This window comes from Acidaminococcus sp. AM33-14BH, from assembly GCF_003603525.1.
In the GTDB taxonomy this organism is placed as follows: Bacteria; Bacillota; Negativicutes; order Acidaminococcales; family Acidaminococcaceae; genus Acidaminococcus; species Acidaminococcus intestini.
Genome location: NZ_QTNG01000003.1, coordinates 65,597 through 84,025 on the forward strand (window position 1 = coordinate 65,597; position 18,429 = coordinate 84,025).

General features: G+C 48.9%; 16 protein-coding genes and 2 pseudogenes. 13 read left to right on the top strand and 5 right to left on the bottom strand.

Going from position 1 to position 18,429, the window contains the following annotated elements; translation table 11 throughout:
- The first annotated feature begins 8 nt into the window (after nucleotides 1-8).
- Entirely contained in the window at nucleotides 9-896 is an 888-nt protein-coding gene (locus DW817_RS02975; RefSeq protein ID WP_243634054.1) for a 3-hydroxyacyl-CoA dehydrogenase family protein, read from the top strand.
- Nucleotides 897-987: 91 nt separating this feature from the next.
- On the opposite strand, the gene DW817_RS02980 is transcribed toward DW817_RS02975, so the two are convergent.
- The 3 genes from DW817_RS02980 to panC are packed head-to-tail and all read right to left on the bottom strand — an operon-like array spanning nucleotide 988 to nucleotide 3,199.
- Complete coding sequence (locus DW817_RS02980) at nucleotides 988-1,959, bottom strand: bile acid:sodium symporter family protein (protein WP_014128521.1); 972 nt, start codon at nucleotides 1,957-1,959, stop codon at nucleotides 988-990.
- Nucleotides 1,959-2,345: an aspartate 1-decarboxylase gene (gene panD / locus DW817_RS02985; protein WP_120110981.1), complete on the bottom strand. Its 387-nt coding sequence runs from the start codon at nucleotides 2,343-2,345 to the stop codon at nucleotides 1,959-1,961. The genes DW817_RS02980 and panD overlap by 1 nt, the downstream gene beginning before the upstream one ends.
- Nucleotides 2,342-3,199: a pantoate--beta-alanine ligase gene (gene panC / locus DW817_RS02990; protein ID WP_120110985.1), complete on the bottom strand. Its 858-nt coding sequence runs from the start codon at nucleotides 3,197-3,199 to the stop codon at nucleotides 2,342-2,344. Before panC ends, panD begins: the two co-directional genes overlap by 4 nt.
- Nucleotides 3,200-3,818: 619 nt before the next feature.
- On the opposite strand from panC, the gene secG reads away from it, so the two are divergent.
- From secG to DW817_RS03025, 7 genes are all read left to right on the top strand, one after another.
- Nucleotides 3,819-4,040 carry a preprotein translocase subunit SecG gene (gene secG, locus DW817_RS02995; RefSeq protein WP_009014692.1) on the top strand — a complete coding sequence of 74 codons (222 nt, stop codon included), beginning with the start codon at nucleotides 3,819-3,821 and terminating at the stop codon, nucleotides 4,038-4,040.
- 95 nt (nucleotides 4,041-4,135) lie between these two features.
- A complete protein-coding gene (locus DW817_RS03000; RefSeq protein WP_009014693.1) occupies nucleotides 4,136-4,873 on the top strand; it encodes a carboxylesterase in 738 nt (245 codons plus the stop codon).
- Nucleotides 4,870-5,277, top strand: coding sequence for a PaaI family thioesterase (locus tag DW817_RS03005; protein WP_009014694.1), 408 nt, complete (start codon nucleotides 4,870-4,872; stop codon nucleotides 5,275-5,277). Before DW817_RS03000 ends, DW817_RS03005 begins: the two co-directional genes overlap by 4 nt.
- Nucleotides 5,274-7,583 carry a ribonuclease R gene (gene rnr, locus DW817_RS03010; RefSeq protein WP_120110989.1) on the top strand — a complete coding sequence of 770 codons (2,310 nt, stop codon included), beginning with the start codon at nucleotides 5,274-5,276 and terminating at the stop codon, nucleotides 7,581-7,583. Before DW817_RS03005 ends, rnr begins: the two co-directional genes overlap by 4 nt.
- On the top strand, nucleotides 7,546-8,013 hold the full coding sequence (smpB, locus tag DW817_RS03015; protein WP_009014696.1) for an SsrA-binding protein SmpB: 468 nt from the start codon (nucleotides 7,546-7,548) through the stop codon (nucleotides 8,011-8,013). Before rnr ends, smpB begins: the two co-directional genes overlap by 38 nt.
- Nucleotides 8,014-8,152: 139 nt before the next feature.
- Nucleotides 8,153-8,533, top strand: coding sequence for a desulfoferrodoxin family protein (locus DW817_RS03020; protein ID WP_009014697.1), 381 nt, complete (start codon nucleotides 8,153-8,155; stop codon nucleotides 8,531-8,533).
- A 178-nt stretch (nucleotides 8,534-8,711) separates the two neighbouring features.
- Nucleotides 8,712-9,704: a 2-hydroxyacid dehydrogenase gene (locus DW817_RS03025; RefSeq protein WP_009014698.1), complete on the top strand. Its 993-nt coding sequence runs from the start codon at nucleotides 8,712-8,714 to the stop codon at nucleotides 9,702-9,704.
- 211 nt (nucleotides 9,705-9,915) lie between these two features.
- Here DW817_RS03025 and DW817_RS03030 read toward each other — a convergent pair whose 3' ends face one another.
- Nucleotides 9,916-10,581: a LysR family transcriptional regulator substrate-binding protein gene (locus tag DW817_RS03030; protein WP_243634055.1), complete on the bottom strand. Its 666-nt coding sequence runs from the start codon at nucleotides 10,579-10,581 to the stop codon at nucleotides 9,916-9,918.
- Nucleotides 10,566-10,823 (bottom strand): LysR family transcriptional regulator, encoded by a 258-nt coding sequence (locus DW817_RS10790; protein ID WP_243634056.1) that lies wholly within the window; start codon nucleotides 10,821-10,823, stop codon nucleotides 10,566-10,568. Before DW817_RS10790 ends, DW817_RS03030 begins: the two co-directional genes overlap by 16 nt.
- Nucleotides 10,824-11,162: 339 nt before the next feature.
- Between DW817_RS10790 and DW817_RS03035 the strand changes: the two are divergent.
- From DW817_RS03035 to DW817_RS03055, 5 genes and pseudogenes are all read left to right on the top strand, one after another.
- A pseudogene (locus DW817_RS03035) lies at nucleotides 11,163-11,787 on the top strand (PrpF domain-containing protein).
- A 200-nt stretch (nucleotides 11,788-11,987) separates the two neighbouring features.
- Nucleotides 11,988-13,253 (top strand): annotated as a pseudogene (locus DW817_RS11015) (SLC13 family permease).
- 211 nt (nucleotides 13,254-13,464) lie between these two features.
- Nucleotides 13,465-14,643 carry an isocitrate/isopropylmalate family dehydrogenase gene (locus DW817_RS03045; protein ID WP_014128488.1) on the top strand — a complete coding sequence of 393 codons (1,179 nt, stop codon included), beginning with the start codon at nucleotides 13,465-13,467 and terminating at the stop codon, nucleotides 14,641-14,643.
- A gap of 37 nt (nucleotides 14,644-14,680) precedes the next feature.
- Entirely contained in the window at nucleotides 14,681-16,981 is a 2,301-nt protein-coding gene (locus DW817_RS03050) for a hydratase (RefSeq protein ID WP_009014703.1), read from the top strand.
- Between the two features lie 160 nt (nucleotides 16,982-17,141).
- Entirely contained in the window at nucleotides 17,142-18,344 is a 1,203-nt protein-coding gene (locus tag DW817_RS03055; RefSeq protein ID WP_120110992.1) for a pyridoxal phosphate-dependent aminotransferase, read from the top strand.
- Nucleotides 18,345-18,429: the final 85 nt, after the last annotated feature.

The window sequence follows — 18,429 nt, forward strand, 5'->3', positions numbered from 1 at the left end:
CCTTGATTATGGAGATCAAACGAATCGGCATTGCCGGCGCTGGTACGATGGGCTATTCCATGGCGGATATCTTTGCTTCCTATGGTTTTGATGTGACCCTTTGGAACCATAGAAAGCCTACGCTTGAGCGTGCAAAGACCCTCATCAGTGAAACGAGCCGCGACAAGATCCACTATACGACCAATCTGGAGGACATCGCCCATCTCGATATTGTCATTGAAAACGTGACGGAAGACATGGCCATTAAAGAGGGGTTCTATGAATCTTTCTGCAAGATGGCCGATGCGGACATGATCCTTGCGACAAATACATCAGGTCTTTCCATCAATGCCCTGGCCCAATTTGTGACGCACAGGGAACGCTTTTTAGGGATGCACTGGTTCAATCCGCCGACGCTTATTCTCCTTATTGAAATCATTAAAAATGACGAAACCTGCCAAGACGTGGCTGAGGCCGTTCGGGACCTTGCCCGCACCATTGGAAAGAAACCGGTCATTGTCAATAAGGATGTCCTGGGTTTTGCTGCAAACCGCATCCAGCTGGCTGTCGTGCGGGAAGCCCTGTCTTTGGTGAAAAAAGGTGTTGTTTCTGCTGAAGATATTGACGCTGTTATGAAATATGGACTTGCTTTCCGCTGGGCCTGCATTGGACCGCTCGAAACCATGGATTTTGGCGGGATCGACACGTTCTACCATGTCTCGAGTTACCTCATGAAGGACCTTGATGACAGCCATGAGATCCCCACTCTTTTAAAGGAACATTATGAAAAGGGTGAACTGGGTGTGAAGACCAAGAAAGGCTTCTACGACTACTCGAATGGGAAAGATAAGGAAGCAACCGAAAGACGGAACGAAAAACTCTTGAAAGTCTTCAACGCCCTTTATAAAACTTTATAAAAAAGCATAGTCCTATCAAAAAGCCCCTCCAAAGCGCAGGTCATGCGTTTTAGAGGGGCTTTTGTCTATGATGAAGCTGATTTCCTAGGAATTAGGAGCGGGATTTTACATGGAGAGGGACTGTCTCTTCTCTTTCTTCCATTTCCTCGTCCTTTCCGACGCAGTAGGAGGCGTAGAGGGACCCGGATACGTTATGCCACACGGAGAAGATGGCGCCGGCAATGCCGCCAGCTGCCGTAAAGTACATGAGGGCAAGGGCTGAGGCGAGACCGGAATTCTGCATGCCCACTTCGATGGTCATGGCACGCACTTTTTGCGGCGTCATGCCAAAGCGGCGTGCTGCAAGGTGGCCCAAGGCCATGCCGCCAAGGTTATGCAAAATGACGGCAACGAGGATCACAAGGCCGTGGTCCAAAATGGTCCTTCCTGAAAGGGAGACGACGCAAAGAACCGTCACCATAATGACAAAGGAAGAGAACATGGGCATGAAGCGGGAAAAACGGGATACAGTGCGGGGAAAGAAATAGTTGCTCGCAAGGCCCAAAATGAGGGGGAGGAGCACCATCTTGACGATGGAAAGCATCATGGAAGAAAGGCTGATTTCAATCCACGTCCCAGCAATCAGGTAGATGAGAAGGGGCGTGATGAAAGGGGCCAGTATAGTGTTTACCATGGTCATGGATACAGAAAGGGCTACATCGGCATGAGCGATGAAGGAGATGACGTTCGACGCAGTCCCACCAGGGCAGCAGCCCACAAGGACGACACCAATGGCAATTTCAGGAGGCAGGGCCAAGAGCGTAACAAGGACATAGGCCAAAAGGGGCATGATGGTAAACTGCAGGATGGCCCCGACGGCAACAGAGCGTGGATCCCGAAAGACATTTCGAAAGTCTTCGGCCTTAAGGCTCATGCCCATGCCAAACATGATGATTCCCAAAAGGGTGGGGATAAAGCGGGCGTAGGGTTTCATGGCCGCTGGGAAGAGAATCCCTAAAAAACCTGCAATCATGACGCCGACGGCCATGTAGCGTGTGGACCAACGGATGAGCTTATCGAGCATCAGTCTGCCACCTCCCGTTCTTTTTCCGTCCCGCGGCTTTTTAGCGGCTGATTTCCTTCGCCGAGCATGACGACCTTGGGCGTAAAGGAGCGGGCTTCTTTTTCGTCCATTTGGGCATAGGCGATGATGATGACAATGTCTCCTATCTGGGCGTAACGGGCGGCTGCACCATTAAGGCAAACAACACCGCTGCCGCGTTTTCCCGCAATGGTATAGGTTTCAATGCGGGCGCCGTTATTATTGTTGCAGATCTGGACGCGTTCGCCGGGAAGGATGCCTGCGGCGTCAAGCAGGTCGGCATCGATGGTGATGCTTCCCATGTAGTTCAGGTTTGCTTCTGTAATGGTGGCGCGATGGAGCTTTCCGTGCATCATGGTGTAGATCATGCTTCCACCCCCAAAATGACGTTATCAATGAGGCGCGTTGTGCCAAAGCGGACGGCAACCGCAAGGAGGACGGGCGTATGGAGCGTTTCTTCCACTTCAAAGAGGCCGGGCATGCCATACATTTCAACGTAGTCGATGTCGCTCATGGGTTCTTCCTTGATTTCTTTCATCACAAGGTCAACGAGGGCTTTCTTGCTCCGCTCGCCTTTTCCGTAGGCTTCTTTTGCATGACGGAGGCTGCGGGAAAGGACAAGGGCGGCTTTATGTTCTTCTGGGCTCAAGTAGACGTTGCGGGAACTTTTGGCAAGGCCGTCTTTTTCGCGGACAATGGGCATGAGGCGCAAGGTGACGTTCATGAAGAGATCTTCAACCATGCGCTGCAGGACCTGGGTCTGCTGAGCGTCTTTGAGGCCGTAGTAGGCGCGGTCACATTGGGTGAGGTTAAAGAGCTTGGCACAGACCGTAGCGACGCCGCGAAAATGAATAGGTCGTGTCCTTCCGCAAAGGACCTTCGTAATAGGACCCGTGACCTCAACCCAGGTCATATCCTCGTGGGGATACATTTCGCCCGGGGCTGGCGCAAAGACGAGGTCGGCGCCTTCGCGTTCCGCCATCTTGCAGTCACTTTCCAAAGTCCTGGGATATGCAGCGTAGTCTTCCGTCGGTCCAAACTGTGTAGGATTGACAAAGACGGTGACGATGACGAAATCGTTTTCTGCCCGGGCTGCCTTGATGAGGGAAGCGTGTCCTTCATGAAGAGCGCCCATGGTGGTCACAAGACCAATGGATTTTCCTTCTTTCTTGACGCGGCTGACCTCATTTCTAAGTTCCTTTGTTGTGTGACAGACGTACATAGATGAATCACATTCCTTTCTGATTGGTGGAGTGTGGGGACAGGTTTCAAAAGGAAATGAAATGATAAGCAAGATCCTGGCGGACAATGCGAAAAATAGGAAGCCGCATACAAAAAAGCCGTGTTCCCAAAGAAACACGGCAAAAAAATTCCACAACAAAATGGAAAAACAGGTTTCTTTGGGAAGCAGCTTTTCGGAAGGATCATTTCATCATTCCAATTTTCTGCCTTAAGGGAAGAATTTCTCCCCTTTGAGCCCTTCGGGAAACAAGGCCGCCCTGCGGCTTTGCGACTCGCGGCACACACCTTCTGAAACGTGTCTGCACTCTCCCTATAAGATTTACCCAAATCTTCCTATTTTTCTATCCGGGGAGTAATGTACCACCGTGATGATAATTTGTCAAATCATTTGCAATATAGTTAACTCAAATTATTTTTTCTTGAAAAAGGCCAATAAGATGCGGATACCCCTCGCAGAAGTGAAAAAATGGAAGAAAGTTTTTCAAAGAGGGACGGTAAAAATAAGGACTGGAATAAATTCGCTGGCACCTCGTCCTTACTTGCACTCGCTTTCAATCTATGCTAAAATACAAGAATCTAATGAGTGGAGGGAAATACCAGTGTTAACGGTTTTAATGGTTGTAGATATCGTCGTCAGTGTCATCCTGATTGCGTCCGTCCTGCTCCAGTCCGGTAAGAGCTCCGGTTTTGCTGGGCTTGGCGGCGGTGAGTCCATGTTCAGCGGCAAACCGACCGATATGGATGAGGCTCTGAGCCGCATTACGGTTGTCTTTGGCCTTATTTTTGCTGTCCTTAACATTGTAATTGCCCGCCTGCAGTGAGGGTGGGGGATGGCATTAATCAAATGGTGCAGTTATGGCATTGCCTTCATGAAGGGTAATGCTTTTTTTGTGTATAAAGTAAGGAGGAAACGGCTATGCTCCAAGGCGCTGAGCCTTATCGCTTTCCTGGAACCAATGATACAGCGGTTCTTCTCATTCACGGCTACACGGGTTCCCCGTCGGAGCTGCGTGAACTGGGGGAACGGCTGCATTATAAAGGCTATACCGTGCAGGGCCTTCTTTTAAATGGTCACGGTACGAACCCGGAAGACCTTGACGGCGTAACCTATGAAAAATGGACTCAATCCGTGAAATCCGCCGCCAGTGCCCTCAAGGAAACGTACGGCAAGGTTGTTTTGGTGGGGATGAGTATGGGAGGTCTTCTTGCCCTTGATTGCGCTTCGACTGTTCCCGTTGACGGGGTCATCGTCATTTCAACGCCCATCTATCTATTCGATTGGCGTTCCCATTTCCTTTGGCTTGCGGAAAAAGTGACGCGATCCATTCCCAAGCGCCCTCGTCATATCGACGCTCCGGCCCGCTATGATGTGGCCTATCACGAGATGCCCCTTTCCGGTGTCCGCGAATTCCTGCGTTTGCTGTCGACAGTCAAAAAGCGCACCCTTCCTCGCGTGACGGCTCCGCTTCTTATTATTCAAAGTGAAGCGGATCGAACCGTCCGCCCGCAAAGCGCACAGTACATCTATGAACATGCGGCATCTCCTCTAAAGCGGATCGAGATGCTCCCCCAAGGAAAGCATGTCCTGACCCTTTATAAGGAACGGGGACTTGTCTATCAAAAAATTGACCGTTTTCTGGAGGCCCTGCGATGAAGAATGTGAATGATACGAATCCTATGTGTTTTGGCTGTGGGAAGAACAATCCCATTGGCCTTCACATGCATTTTAAAGTGGATGAAAATGGCTGCTCGTCACACTTTACGCCCGAACCCTGTCATCAAAGCTATGACGGGCGGATGCACGGCGGACTCATTTCCACCTTGCTTGATGAAACCATGGGGAATTATCCCTATCTGTATGAACACCGCGTGGCCTATACGGCCCGACTGGAAGTCCGTTTCCGCTCGCCCGTCCTCATTGGTGAAACCATTGAGATTGTGACTAAGGTGAAGCGCCGTAAAGGCCTGCTCCTTGAGATGACGGGAGAGGTTATCCGCCCTGATGGAACTGTCGCGGCGGAAGCGGATGCCAAGATGATGTATGAAGGAGAAAGATGAGTAACGAAAAAATTCGGCAGGATGTCCTTACTTATATGGAATCCCATGCCACCCATCCTGTCAGCTATGATGACCTGGGCCGCGACCTGCGGTATAAAGGAAAAGGGCTGGGAGCCTTGTGGACGGAAATTGAACTAATGATCAAGGATGGGCTTCTTGTGAAGACCCGCTTCAATACCTTGGGCCTGCCGCGGGCCATGGGGCTTGTCACAGGGCGCCTGCAGGTCACGCAGAAAGGGTATGGGTTTGTTGTACCCCTTGAAAAGACGGAGGAAGGTGATCTTTTCATCCCCGCGATGCACTTATCCGGTGCGATGAACGAGGACCTTGTAATCGCACGGGTCAGTGACCATGGCTATGGGGGAAGGCGTGAGGGAAAGGTCATCCGTATTTTGGAGCGGGCCCATGAACGTTTTGTCGGGACTTTTACGCGCAGTGGGGATTTTGGCTTTGTTACCCCTGATAACCGCCATATTGGACAGGATATCTATGTGAGGCGCAAGGACTTCCTGAATGCCCGCAACGGGGACAAGGTTGTCGTCAAGATTACGGTCTGGCCCAACGGACGTCAAAAAGCAGAAGGAACCATTACGGAAATCCTTGGCAAAAAGGGCGATGTGGGCATTGATATCATCTCCATCATCAAGGATAAGGACCTGCCCCTTGATTTTCCCAAAGAAGTCAAGGAAGCCGCCCAGCTTGTCCCGCAAGTCATCCCTAAAAAGGATCTTAAAGGGCGTCTTGACCGGCGCAAATGGCCAATCATCACCGTCGATGGCGTTGATTCCAAGGACCTTGACGATGCCATTTATGCCGAAAAACGGGGCGAGAATTACTTCCTTGGCGTCTATATTGCCGATGTCAGTCACTATGTGCGGCCCCGCGGTGAACTTGATCGGGAGGCCTATGCCCGAGGCACCAGCGTCTACTTGGTTGACCGCGTCCTTCCCATGTTGCCGCCCCTTTTGTCAAATGGCATCTGCAGCCTCAATGAAGGGGAAGAACGTCTTACCATGAGCTGTGAAATGGTTATTTCCGGTAAGACAGGGAAGGTCCTTTCCTATGATATTGCGCCCAGCGTGATTGCCTCCCGGCATCGCATGAACTATCCTGATGTGGCAAAAATCCTCACGGACCGTGACACGGCCCTGCGGGAAAAATACAGCGATATTGTGCCTATGTTGGAAACCATGGAGGAACTTTGCACGATCCTCCATAAAAAACGGGTGAGACGGGGTGCGATTGAGTTCGAGATTCCTGAAGTGAAGGTTATTCTGGATGAGAAAAAACGGCCCATCGACGTTCATCTGCGGCACAGAACCATTGCGGAAATGATGATCGAGGAATTTATGCTCGCTGCCAACGAAACCGTAGCCGCCCATATGACTAAGCATCATTATCCCTTTATTTACCGTGTCCACGACGTGCCTGATGAGGACCGGATGCAGAGCCTTTCAAAGATCATGGCCCAGTTTGGGACCGTTCTCAAGATTGAGGGCAAGATGCGGCCTAAAGTTCTTCAAATGGCCCTGCGCAAGGTGAAGGGAAAACCCGAAGAAGGCATGATTTCCACCCTCGCCCTGCGGAGCATGAAGCAGGCTGTGTACCAAACGGAAAATGTGGGCCACTTTGGCCTTGCTGCCAAGGACTACACGCATTTTACCTCTCCCATCCGGCGCTATCCAGATCTGTTGGTCCATCGTCTCCTCAAGGAGCAGCGGACGGGGCAGAAACTTTCCAAGAAGGAAAAGGAAAACTTGAACGATAAGCTTTCCCTCATGGCAAGCCATGCCTCGACACGGGAACGCCTTGCCATTGAGGCAGAACGGGAAACGGATGAACTCAAGATGACGGAGTATATGCTGCCCTATGTAGGACAGGAATTTGATGGAACGATTTCCGGCGTCACAAGCTTTGGCATGTTTGTCCAGCTCGAAAACGGTATTGAAGGCCTTGTCCATATCTCGAGTCTCCTTGACGATTATTATCGTTATGATGAGGAACATTTTGCCCTTGTCGGGGAGCATGGCGGAAAGAGCTACCGCCTTGGCAGCCCTGTAAGGATCAAGGTCTTCCATGTCAGTGTGGAAGAACGCAAGATTGATTTTATCCTTCCCGAATTCGAAACTTTTGTCACAGCTCGAAAGGAAACCGTTCCGTCAGATAAGAAAAGGACGCCTAAAAAACAGACCGTAAAGAAAGGCGGCCGCAATAAACTGGCCTCACAGACCCAAAAAAGAGGCGGTACACGTCAGAAGGGAAGTCAGCATGGAAAAAACAAACGTCAAAATCATCGCAGAAAATAGAAAAGCCCGCCATGACTACGCCATTCATGAAACCTTTGAAACAGGCGTCGTGCTTACCGGCACAGAAGTCAAGTCCCTCCGTGCTGGTAAGGCCAACCTGAAGGACAGTTATGCTGCCATTACCAAATCGGGGGAACTATATTTATACAACCTTCACATCAGTGAATATGACCATGGCAATATCTTCAACCATGAGCCGCGGCGTGACCGCAAGCTGCTCATGCATAAACGGGAAATTGCAAAACTCATAGGTAAGACCAAGGAAAAAGGCTTTACCTTGGTTCCTCTGACCCTTTATTTTTCCCATGGCCTTGTGAAAGTAAAACTGGCCCTTGCAACTGGTAAAAAACTTTATGACAAGCGGCGCGATATGGCGGACCGGTCGGCCAAACGAGAAATTGACCGGGCCCTCAAGTCTCGTAATCGCTAAGGGATACGGAAACATATTTTTCACAACTTTTTTCGTACAGGAGCCCTTTGATATGATATACTTGAAGTAGGACAACGATTGTCCAAACATTCAAGGAAGCCACGTATTTTGTGCGTGAAAATCAAAGGAGGACGAGAAAATGGAACAAAAATTCTACAGATGCAGTCATTGTGGTAAAATCATCGCTGTTGTAAAGGAAACGGGTGTCCCTGTCATTTGCTGCGGCGAAAAGATGCAGGAAATCGTTCCGAATACCGTTGATGCAGCCCAAGAAAAACACGTCCCCGTCATTGAAGTCAAGGAAAACCTCGTGACGGTCAAGGTTGGTTCCGTTACCCATCCCATGCTTGATGAACACTATATCGAATGGATTTCCCTGGAAACCAAGGAAGGCAATCAGAGAAAGGAACTGAAACCAGGGGCTGATCCTGTCGCGGTTTTTGCACTGGCTCCCAGTGATGATGTCGTTGCTGCTTATGCTTACTGCAACCTGCATGGACTTTGGAAAGCTGAAAAATAATGAAAGAGGGGGGCGCATGCGGCGTCCCTCTTTATTTTTAGGCCTTTATGAAAATTAAAGTGTATACAAAATACAAAATATATAGGAAAATACAGATTTTTATGTTAGAATAGGGGAGACGGGTGTGGTGCTGTGCATCACCCCAAACAAAGGGCTACTTTAATTAGGAGGTATTGTCATGAAGGTTTTGTGTTATGGCGTCAGAGACGTTGAAGAACCGATTTTTGAGAGCAGCAATAAGGCTTTTGGGTATGACATCAAATGTGTCCCCGATTACTTGAATACTCCGGAAACGGCTGAAATGGCAAAAGGTTTTGATGCTGTTATCCTGCGTGGTAACTGCTTTGCCAACAAACAGAATCTCGATATCTACAAGAAACTCGGTGTTCAGTATGTACTGACCAGAACGGTTGGTAAGGACCATATCGATATTCCCTATGCCAAGGAACTGGGCTTCAAGATGGCATTTGTTCCCGGCTATTCTCCGAACGCCATTGCCGAACTGGCTGTTACCCATGCCATGATGCTCCTGAGACATCTGGCATACACGACGAGCGAAGCTCACAAAGGCAACTTCGTTGTTGATAAGCATATGTTCTCCAAGGAAATCCGCAACTGCACCGTTGGCGTAATCGGCCTTGGCCGTATCGGCCGCGTCTGCGCCCAGATCTTCCACGGTATGGGTGCCAAAGTTGTCGGTCAGGATGTCTTCCAGATCAAAGGCATCGATGACTATGCTACGCAGGTTGAAATGGACGAACTGCTGAAAGTGTCCGACGTCATCTCCCTGCACTGCCCGTACATCAAAGAAAACGGCAAGGTGGTTACCCGTGAATTCATCAGCAAGATGAAAGACGGCGCCATCCTTGTTAACGCTGCCCGCGGCCAGCTCGTTGACACGGAAGCTGTCATCGAAGCCATAGAAAGCGGTAAGCTCGGTGGTTTTGCTGCTGATACGCTGGACGGCGAAGCCGATCTGTTCGGTAAGGACTTTGAAGGCGGTAAGGCCCCGAATGCTATATTCCAAAAACTCATCGACCTGTACCCGAAAGTCCTGCTTTCCCCGCATCTGGGTTCCTTCACTGACGAAGCTGTCAAGAACATGGTTGAAACGACCTATGAAAACCTGAAGGAATACATGGAAACGGGCGACTGCAAGAACAAGATCTAAGCGATACGACCCGAAACTCCCTGCTGCGATGGCGGCAGGGAGTTTTATATTTATGATCCGCTCCTTCGTGTAACTTAATCAAATGCCCCTTGCCAATCACGTGGCTGGGGGCATTTGATTGTTATTTTCGTTATAAGACCAACCGTTGTGAGAAAAGAGATTTGACAGGCAGTGTTGTTTCTATGTGGGCGTTTTGGATGCGTGAGACGTATCAGGTGAACTCCTTGACCACCTTGATGTATTCCTTGGCGTGGAAAGGGAGGTAGGAATTTTTTCGATACGTTGCTACAAAATCAACGGTTGTCTTAGGAGATCCGATTGAAAACAAGGCTAATTGGTCGCGGTTGGGAATATACTTCAAATGGGTTTCCGTAATGAAGGTAAAGCCGTAATTCCGTGCTGCCAGCTCGGCTTCTGCTTGGATATTGCTTGTTTCAAGGATAATGTGGGGTTCAATGTGGCGTTTATGAAAGATCCTATCCACAATCAGCCGTGTGTGCTGCGTCCGGTTTTGAAGGATGAAATCTTGGTCTTTTAGGAAATGAAGGTCCATATAAGGATATTTACAGCCCGGCCGTTTCCCTCCATAGCGCGTAAAGGAATGCTGGGCACTCATGACAAGCACCAGTTCTTCATGACTGATGACGGTGTAGGCGAGAGCGGGATTGGCCTCTACAAAATTGAAAAAAGCCAGGTCAATGTCCCCTTCAATAATCATTTGGATGAGGGATTCGGAATTTGCTTCGTGAAGGTCAATCCTTACATTGGGATACTTATCATGAAAAATAGGCAGCGTGCAGGGAAGCATATACGTACCCCGCATTGCGGGGAAGCCAATCTTTAAATAGCCTTCATTGTTTTTTATGATATCGCCCATCTTCTGATCGAGTTCTTTTTTGAGGGCCAGGATTTCCTTGGCTTTTTTATGTACTGTTCACCGGCATAGGTTGGGATATATTTATTACCTAATCTCTCAAACAAAGGAAGTCCAAGTTCTCCTTCAAGGCCTTTTAAGAACTTGGAGAGGGTGGGCTGGCTAAGGTAGAGGGATTCTGCCGCCCGCGTGATATTTTGCTGGCGCGCAATGGCCAGAAGATAGGTCAGATCTCGAAAATCCATTGGCTGTACTCCTTTCTTCCAGATTGTAAATCATCTTTGTCCAATTATAGCCCAAACTATTCATATAAACCATGATTATTATTTTTTTTATGAACGTATGACATGAATCGATGCACCATCTATACCATCAGTCCACTGGAAAAAAGCATGGCAAGGCGACATTTTTTCATGCTCCCACCAATAAAACCATTCGCTTTTACCATGTCAAAAATAATTTTTATGAATTTAAATTATGAACTTTTTCTTGTTATGATGTTTTCAGAAAATAACGATGACTGTTACCTATCTAATAAGGAGGGTTCATGATGACAAAAAAAGATTAAACTTCCTGTCACGTTGATGCGTGGGGGAACGAGTAAAGGAGCTTATCTATTAAGAAAGGATATGCCGCCTGAAAGGAAGGATTGGGACAGCGTCCTTTTGAAACTCATGGGAAGCCCGGATTGCAAACAGATCGACGGACTTGGCGGTTCCCAGTCCGTAACCAGCAAGGTCGCTATTATCGAAAAATCCAGTCGCTCTGATGCCGATGTGGATTACACCTTTGCCCAAGTATCTGTGGATAAGCCTGTATACGAATACCCGGAAAATCATTGTTGAAACGGTTAATACAGCAGATGGCCAGGTGTGTTATGACGGAGACTATGCTATTGCTGGCGTGCCCGGTACGGCCGCTCTCATCAAGCTTAGTTTCCTTGATTCCAGCGGTACCCTTGGTAAAGGCATCCTGCCAACGGGAAATGTGGTGGATGAACTTGAGATCCCCGATTTTGGCCGCCTGTCCTTTTCCATTGTCGACGCAGCAAACCCCTTGGTTTTTGTAACTGCTGATTCCATAAAGATGAATGGGACGGAACAGCCGGAAGAAATCAATAAAGACGAAGCCCTGCTCCGACTCTTGGAATGTATCCGAGGAGATGTGTACGGCAGCTGCCGCCGCAATTCCAGGGACCCTTGTCCATAGCATTCTTTCCCCCTGCGGTAAGCTTCAAGAAATCAGGATTGGTCATGGTTCCGGCACGCTTGTTTGCGGCGTTGAAGCCGAAAAGGGACAGACGATTCCTTTCATTAAAAGAAACGTATGGGTATCGAACGGCCCGTCTATTGATGAAAGGCGTAGCCCCTATTTCCTACTGAATCCACTGCTCGTAAGGAGGCATCATGATGGATCTATCCTTGATTTCATTGATTGTTCTTGCCGTTGTCGTTGCCATTGGGTTTATCAAAAAAGTCAATATAGGCTTCTTTTCCATTGGCGCCGTTTTTCTACTCGGTTCCTATGGACAGATGAGTGCCAAGCAGATTGCTGCAGGTTTTTCAAGTTCCATGTTTGTGACCTTGGTTGGGGTTACCTTTCTGTTTGGGATGGCCTCTGCCAATGGGACGCTCAATCTTTTTTCCAAGAAGGTCGTCGCTCTTGTAGGGAAGCGGACTTACTTGATTCCCATCTTGATGTTTGTGCTTTCTGCTTTCATTTCAGCCATTGGTCCTGGACATATTGCTGCTGGAATCTTGATGACGACCTTTGCCATCTATCTTGCCTTCGAACTCAAGATCAATCCCATGGCAACGGCCCTTTATGCATAACTGGGAGCCAATGCGGGCTGTGCCTCTGTTCTTTCCTTGACAGGCATCCTTGCCAAGAATCTTTCTGAGCCGCTGGGTTACCAAGGCTTTGGGACGCATCTCTTCCTATCTACGTTACTTTCCGGCTTTGTCCTTACGCTTGTTGTCTATATCGGCTACAAGGGGTGGCGCGTCAACTCGGAAAATTCACTGAAGCTCTCTGAAATTCCCGCCTTTAATCGCAATCAGAAGATTACGATGGCTTCGATTGTGGCTATGGTTATTTTCTGTATTGGCTTTAAGTTTGATACGGGACTTTTTGCCTTTGCGGCAGCTTCTGTCCTGATCATACTGCATTGTGCCGATGAAAAAACGGCTATTCGTCAGATTCCCTGGGGCACCTTGATGATGATCTGCGGTGTGGGCGTCCTTGTGAATGTTCTTACAAAGCTTGGTGGAATCAAGCTGGTATCTGACTTTCTTGCTAGCCATATGACGGCCCAGACGGTGGTACCTATCATTGCCGCATCAAGCGGGATTCTATCCTGGATCAGCTCTACGACGGGTGTTGTCATGCCGACGCTCTTTCCAATCGCTGACGAGATTGCTCGGACATTTGCCGGACAGACAAACTATGTAGAACTTATCTCTGTCATTACGGCGACCAGTTTTGCTGTAGCCATCAGCCCATTATCGACGGGCGGTGCCATCATCATGTCAAGTTACTCTGCTTCCAAATCAACGATGACAGAGGAAATGAACACTATGTTCAAGACGCTCTTTCTCTTATCCGTGGCAAATGTGAGTATCAATGTTGTGATAGCGGCGCTTCATGTATTCTTCCTTGGCGGTCTGTTCCTTTAAATAAGGGAAAGATTTGTAAATTATATATAAAATTAAAAATATCAATTAGAAATTCTGATGGATATGAATCGCAAATCCGAATTGGTAAAATACATAGAAAATTTCGTATAATCCTTATGGGAGGATAAGTATTGGCCTTATTGCTTGGGATTTCCTACAATGGAACCAAAAGGCCGCGTGGCCGTTATGGAACCAAAAAGGAGAGACCAGCATGAACCGTGAAGAAATGATTGAACGCGCTAAGCAAGCTTTTGGGAAACTCATTGAAGAGGATCTTGACCGCATCGAAGGGATTAGGAAAGCGCCGCCCCGTAAGGATTTTCTCCATTTATCCCACGTAAAGGTGGGCATTATGCCCGGCGACGGCATTGGTCCCTATATCATGAAAGCAGCCCTTTTGGTGGCACGGAAATTGCTGAAAAAGGAAATCGCAGATCAACGCGTGGAATTTGTTCCAATTAAAGGAATGACCATTGAGGAACGGGCCCGTCAGAATAAGAGTCTGCCGCCTGCCGTTCTTGAGGCCTGCAAGGCCTGTGACATCCTTGTAAAGGGACCTTTCGTGACTCCCCGTGCGGGCGACAGGTGGCCCAATCTCCTGAGTGCCAACAGTTTGCTGCGCCGCCAGCTGCAGCTTTATGCAGCGGTCCGTCCCATTCGAATTCCTGAAAAGGGCATAGATTGGACCTTTTTCAGAGAAAATATTGAAGGCGAATACATTTGGGGCAACAAAGGGATTTGCGTCGGCGATGACCTTGCCATTGACTTCAAGATCCTTTCCAAGCCAGGAGCCGAACGGCTGTTCCGAAATGCATTTGAGTACGCTAAAAGTAGTGGGAAGACCAACATTACGGTGGCAACAAAAGCCAATATTGTCAAACTCGTCGACGGAAATTTCCTGAAGGTGGCCCATGCTATGGAAAAAGAATATCCCGGCATCCATGTGCGGGAAGAACTGATTGATTCCCTGTCTGCTAAATTGATGGACCCGGAATTCAATGCTGGTATGCAGGTCTTTGTGCTGCCCAACCTATACGGCGACATCCTCACTGATATTGCTGCCGAATACCAAGGAGGCCTTGGAACGGCCAGCTCTTCCAATATTGGCGATCAGTATGCCATGTTTGAAGCCATCCATGGGGTGGGGGTCTATCTTGTTGAGCACAATCGTGCCCAGTATGCCGATCCTTCCAGCCTGATTCGGGCGATGGGGGAAATGATGGCATTCATTGGTTACCCTGAAAAACGGGACCGTCTTTTTAAAGCCCTTGATTTTTGTACCAAAGTGGAACGCAAGGCCGTCATTACGACGGATAAAGACGGGGCGACAGCAGAAGAATTTGCTGAATATGTTGTAGAAACCCTCCATAAGATGGAGGTGCAAGAATAACCCAAAAGAGCCAGGTAACAAAGAGAGGAGAGTTATCATGATCAAGTTGTTTGATAAGGGTGCCTATTTGCTGAATGGTACGGAACTTGTTCCGGAAGAACAGGCAGGGACGCTGAAAAGCCGTCTTGGCCGCGAAGTAACAGCAGAAGAAGCCAAAAAAGGCACGATTGCCTATGGTATCTTGAAGGAACACAATAAAAGCGCGAATATGGAGCAGCTGAACATCAAATTTGATGCCCTGACGAGCCACGATATTACCTATGTTGGCATTATCCAAACCGCCCGCGCTTCTGGTATGGACCATTTTCCCATGCCTTATATCCTCACGTGCTGTCACAATTCCCTCTGTGCTGTCGGTGGGACTATCAATGAAGATGACCACATGTTTGGTCTTTCGGCAGCCAAGAAATATGGCGGTATCTTCGTCCCTCCCCATTTCGCGGTCATCCATCAGTATATGCGAGAAATGTACGCTGGTTGCGGCAAGATGATCCTTGGCAGTGACAGTCATACCCGTTATGGTGCTCTCGGGACCATTGCAGTTGGTGAAGGCGGCGGGGAGCTTGATAAACAGATCTTGGGGGATACCTGGGATAACCCTTATCCCGGTGTTGTCGCCATCTACTTGACGGGGAAACCGGCTCCTTGGGTTGGACCGCATGATATTGCCCTTGCTATTTGCCGTGCCGTCTATGAAAAGGGCTATGTGAAAAATAAGATCATGGAATTTGTCGGACCGGGCGTTTCTTCCATGACAACGGACTATCGCAATGGTGTTGACGTCATGACGACGGAAACGACGTGCCTGTCTTCCATTTGGAGAACAGACAGCGATACGAAGGACTTTCTCAAGGAACACGGCCGCGAAAGTGATTATAAGGAACTGAATCCTGCAGATGTGGCATACTATGATGGCTGCGTCTATGTTGATCTTTCTACCATCAAGCCGATGATTGCCCTTCCATTCCATCCGTCGAATGCTTACGAAATTGATGAACTGAATGCCAATCTGATGGATATCCTTCGTGAGACGGAAAAAAAGGCCGAAAAAGTAGCCCAAGGCCGTGCCCAATATACCTTGACCGATAAAGTCAAGGACGGAAAGTTCATGGTCCAGCAGGGCGTCATTGGCGGCTGCGCCGGCGGTAACTACACAAACGTTGTAGAAGCGGCCAACCTTCTGCGTGGCAAGAGCATCGGTGCTGGGGAATTTACCCTCAATATCTATCCTTCGTCCATGCCGGTCTATATGGACCTTGCCAAAAAAGGATTCCTCACGGACCTCATGGCGTCCGGTGCCGTAATCAAGACGGCTTTCTGCGGGCCTTGCTTTGGCGCAGGCGACACGCCAAACAACAATGGGTTTTCCATCCGTCACAATACGCGCAACTTCCCGAACCGGGAAGGGAGCAAGCCCGGTCAGGGGCAGATGTCGGCAGTGGCCCTCATGGATTCCCGCAGCATTGCCGCAACAGCTGCAAATGGCGGCGCCCTGACAAGTGCGGAAACCTTTGCCGACACTTTTGGACATGTGCCTAGTTACCACTTCGATGACAGTGCCTACAAGGCCCGTGTCTACGAAGGTTTTGGTAAGGCGGAACCGAAAGAAAAACTTTATGAGGGACCGAATATCAAAGCTTGGCCTGAACTGCCCGCTTTAGGGGACAATATTCTCCTGCGCGTCTGTTCCAAGATTGAAGACCCTGTAACGACGACGGATGAACTTATTCCTTCCGGGGAAACATCCTCCTATCGTTCCAATCCATTGGGGCTTGCCGAATTTACCCTGTCGCGCCGTGATCCGCAGTATGTGGGGCGGACCAAAGCGGTCAAGGAACTGGAACTTGCCCGTGAAAAAGGCGAAGACCTCCTGCAAAAGGATGCCGATGTGGCAGCTGCTTTTACCGCCATCCACACCATTTCTGGCAGTGAAGATGTTACTCTTACCAATACGGAAATCGGTTCTGTCATTTACGCCAATAAACCGGGTGATGGCAGTGCTCGTGAACAGGCAGCCAGCTGTCAGCGCGTCATCGGTGGCCTTGCCAACATCACTCGTGAATATGCGACCAAACGGTATCGCAGCAACGTCATCAACTGGGGGATGCTGCCCTTTCATTTGAAAGATGAGACGATTGCCTTTGATGTCAACGATTTCATTTTTGTTCCTTCCATCAAGAAAATCCTCGCAGGGTCCATGGATGAGATTCCCGCCTATGTCCTGAAAGATGGCATGGCAAAAGCCATTACCCTTTATATCCTGCCCCTTAACGAGGAAGAAAAGGAAATCATCAAAGCCGGCTGCCTCATTAATTTCAATCGCAGCAAAAGAAAATAACAACCTCACTAAAAGAGCCTTCCCTCAGGGAGGGCTTTTTTAGACACTAGCAGTCTGCCTGTCGAATTGCTACTGGCATGGGTTGTGGAAGCGTGCTAAAATACAACTAAGTGCATCCAATTCACGGACTGCCTTTGATGCAGAAAGTAGGGATAACCTGATGGTCAATGAAAAAATGTATGAACTTGGATCGAAAAAATCGACGATCCGTGAAATCTTTGAGTATGGAAGGAAAAGGGCACAGGAGGTCGGAGAGAAAAATATCTACGATTTCAGCTTGGGAAATCCGAACGTACCGGCTCCCTCTTACATCAAGGAGGCTGTCCTTGATATCTTTGATACCGTGCCGACCCAAAAGATCCACAGCTATACGGTGGCTCCGGGTAATCCAGAGGTCCGGGAGATCCTTGCAAAGGATATCAACCGTCGTTTTGGCACGCATTTTACAAAGGACAATCTGTTCATGACCGCTGGCGCGGCGGCTTCCATTTCCATTACCTTCAAGGCCCTTGCCGAACCTGGCGATGAATTTGTCATTGTTGCCCCGTTTTTCCCGGAATACCGGCCTTTTGTTGAGGCAACCGGGGCCCGTCTCGTGGTTGTTCCCGCTCAGGTTGAAGATTTCCAAATCAATATGGACCTTTTTGAAAGGGCCCTGACACGCCATACTAAAGGGGTCATTGTCAATTCCCCCAATAATCCAAGCGGGGCCATCTACTCGGAGGAAACCATCCGAGCCCTTAGCGCGCTTTTACTGCGCAAGGAAAAGGAATACGGTCATCCCATTTATATCATCTCCGATGAACCTTATCGGGAAATTACCTACCATGGCTATGAAGTGCCTTATATTCCACTATATTATAAGGATACCATCGTCTGCTACTCCTATAGTAAATCATTCTCCCTTCCAGGGGAGCGAATTGGCTATATCGCTATTCCCAGTGAAGTGACAGGCTTTGAAAAAGTATATCCTGCAATTTGCGGAGCGGCTCGGGTCCTCACCCATGTCAATGCTCCCAGCCTCTGGCAGCTTGTCGTGGCCCGCTGTGCAGGCAAACCAACGGATGCGGAACCGTATCGCATCAACGGGGAACTGCTTTATCAGGGTCTTATTGATGCCGGTTTTACCTGTCTGCGTCCGCAGGGGGCTTTTTATCTTTTCCCGAAGTGCCTGGAAGAAGATGATCATGCCTTCTGTAAACGGGCCATGAAGTATGATCTGCTCTTAGTACCGGGAACAGATTTTGGCGTGCCAGGCTATTTCCGTGCGTCATACTGCATCAATCGGGATACCATTAAACGGTCCCTGCCGCTTTTTAGGAAATTGGCCGAGGAATATGGCGTCAAACCGGGCGGTGTTTGACACGTATCTGTAAATTTTATATACTTAAGGAATGCCTCATCGGCATGTTAAGCTTGCAAAACGAACTGAACCGAGGGAGATACTT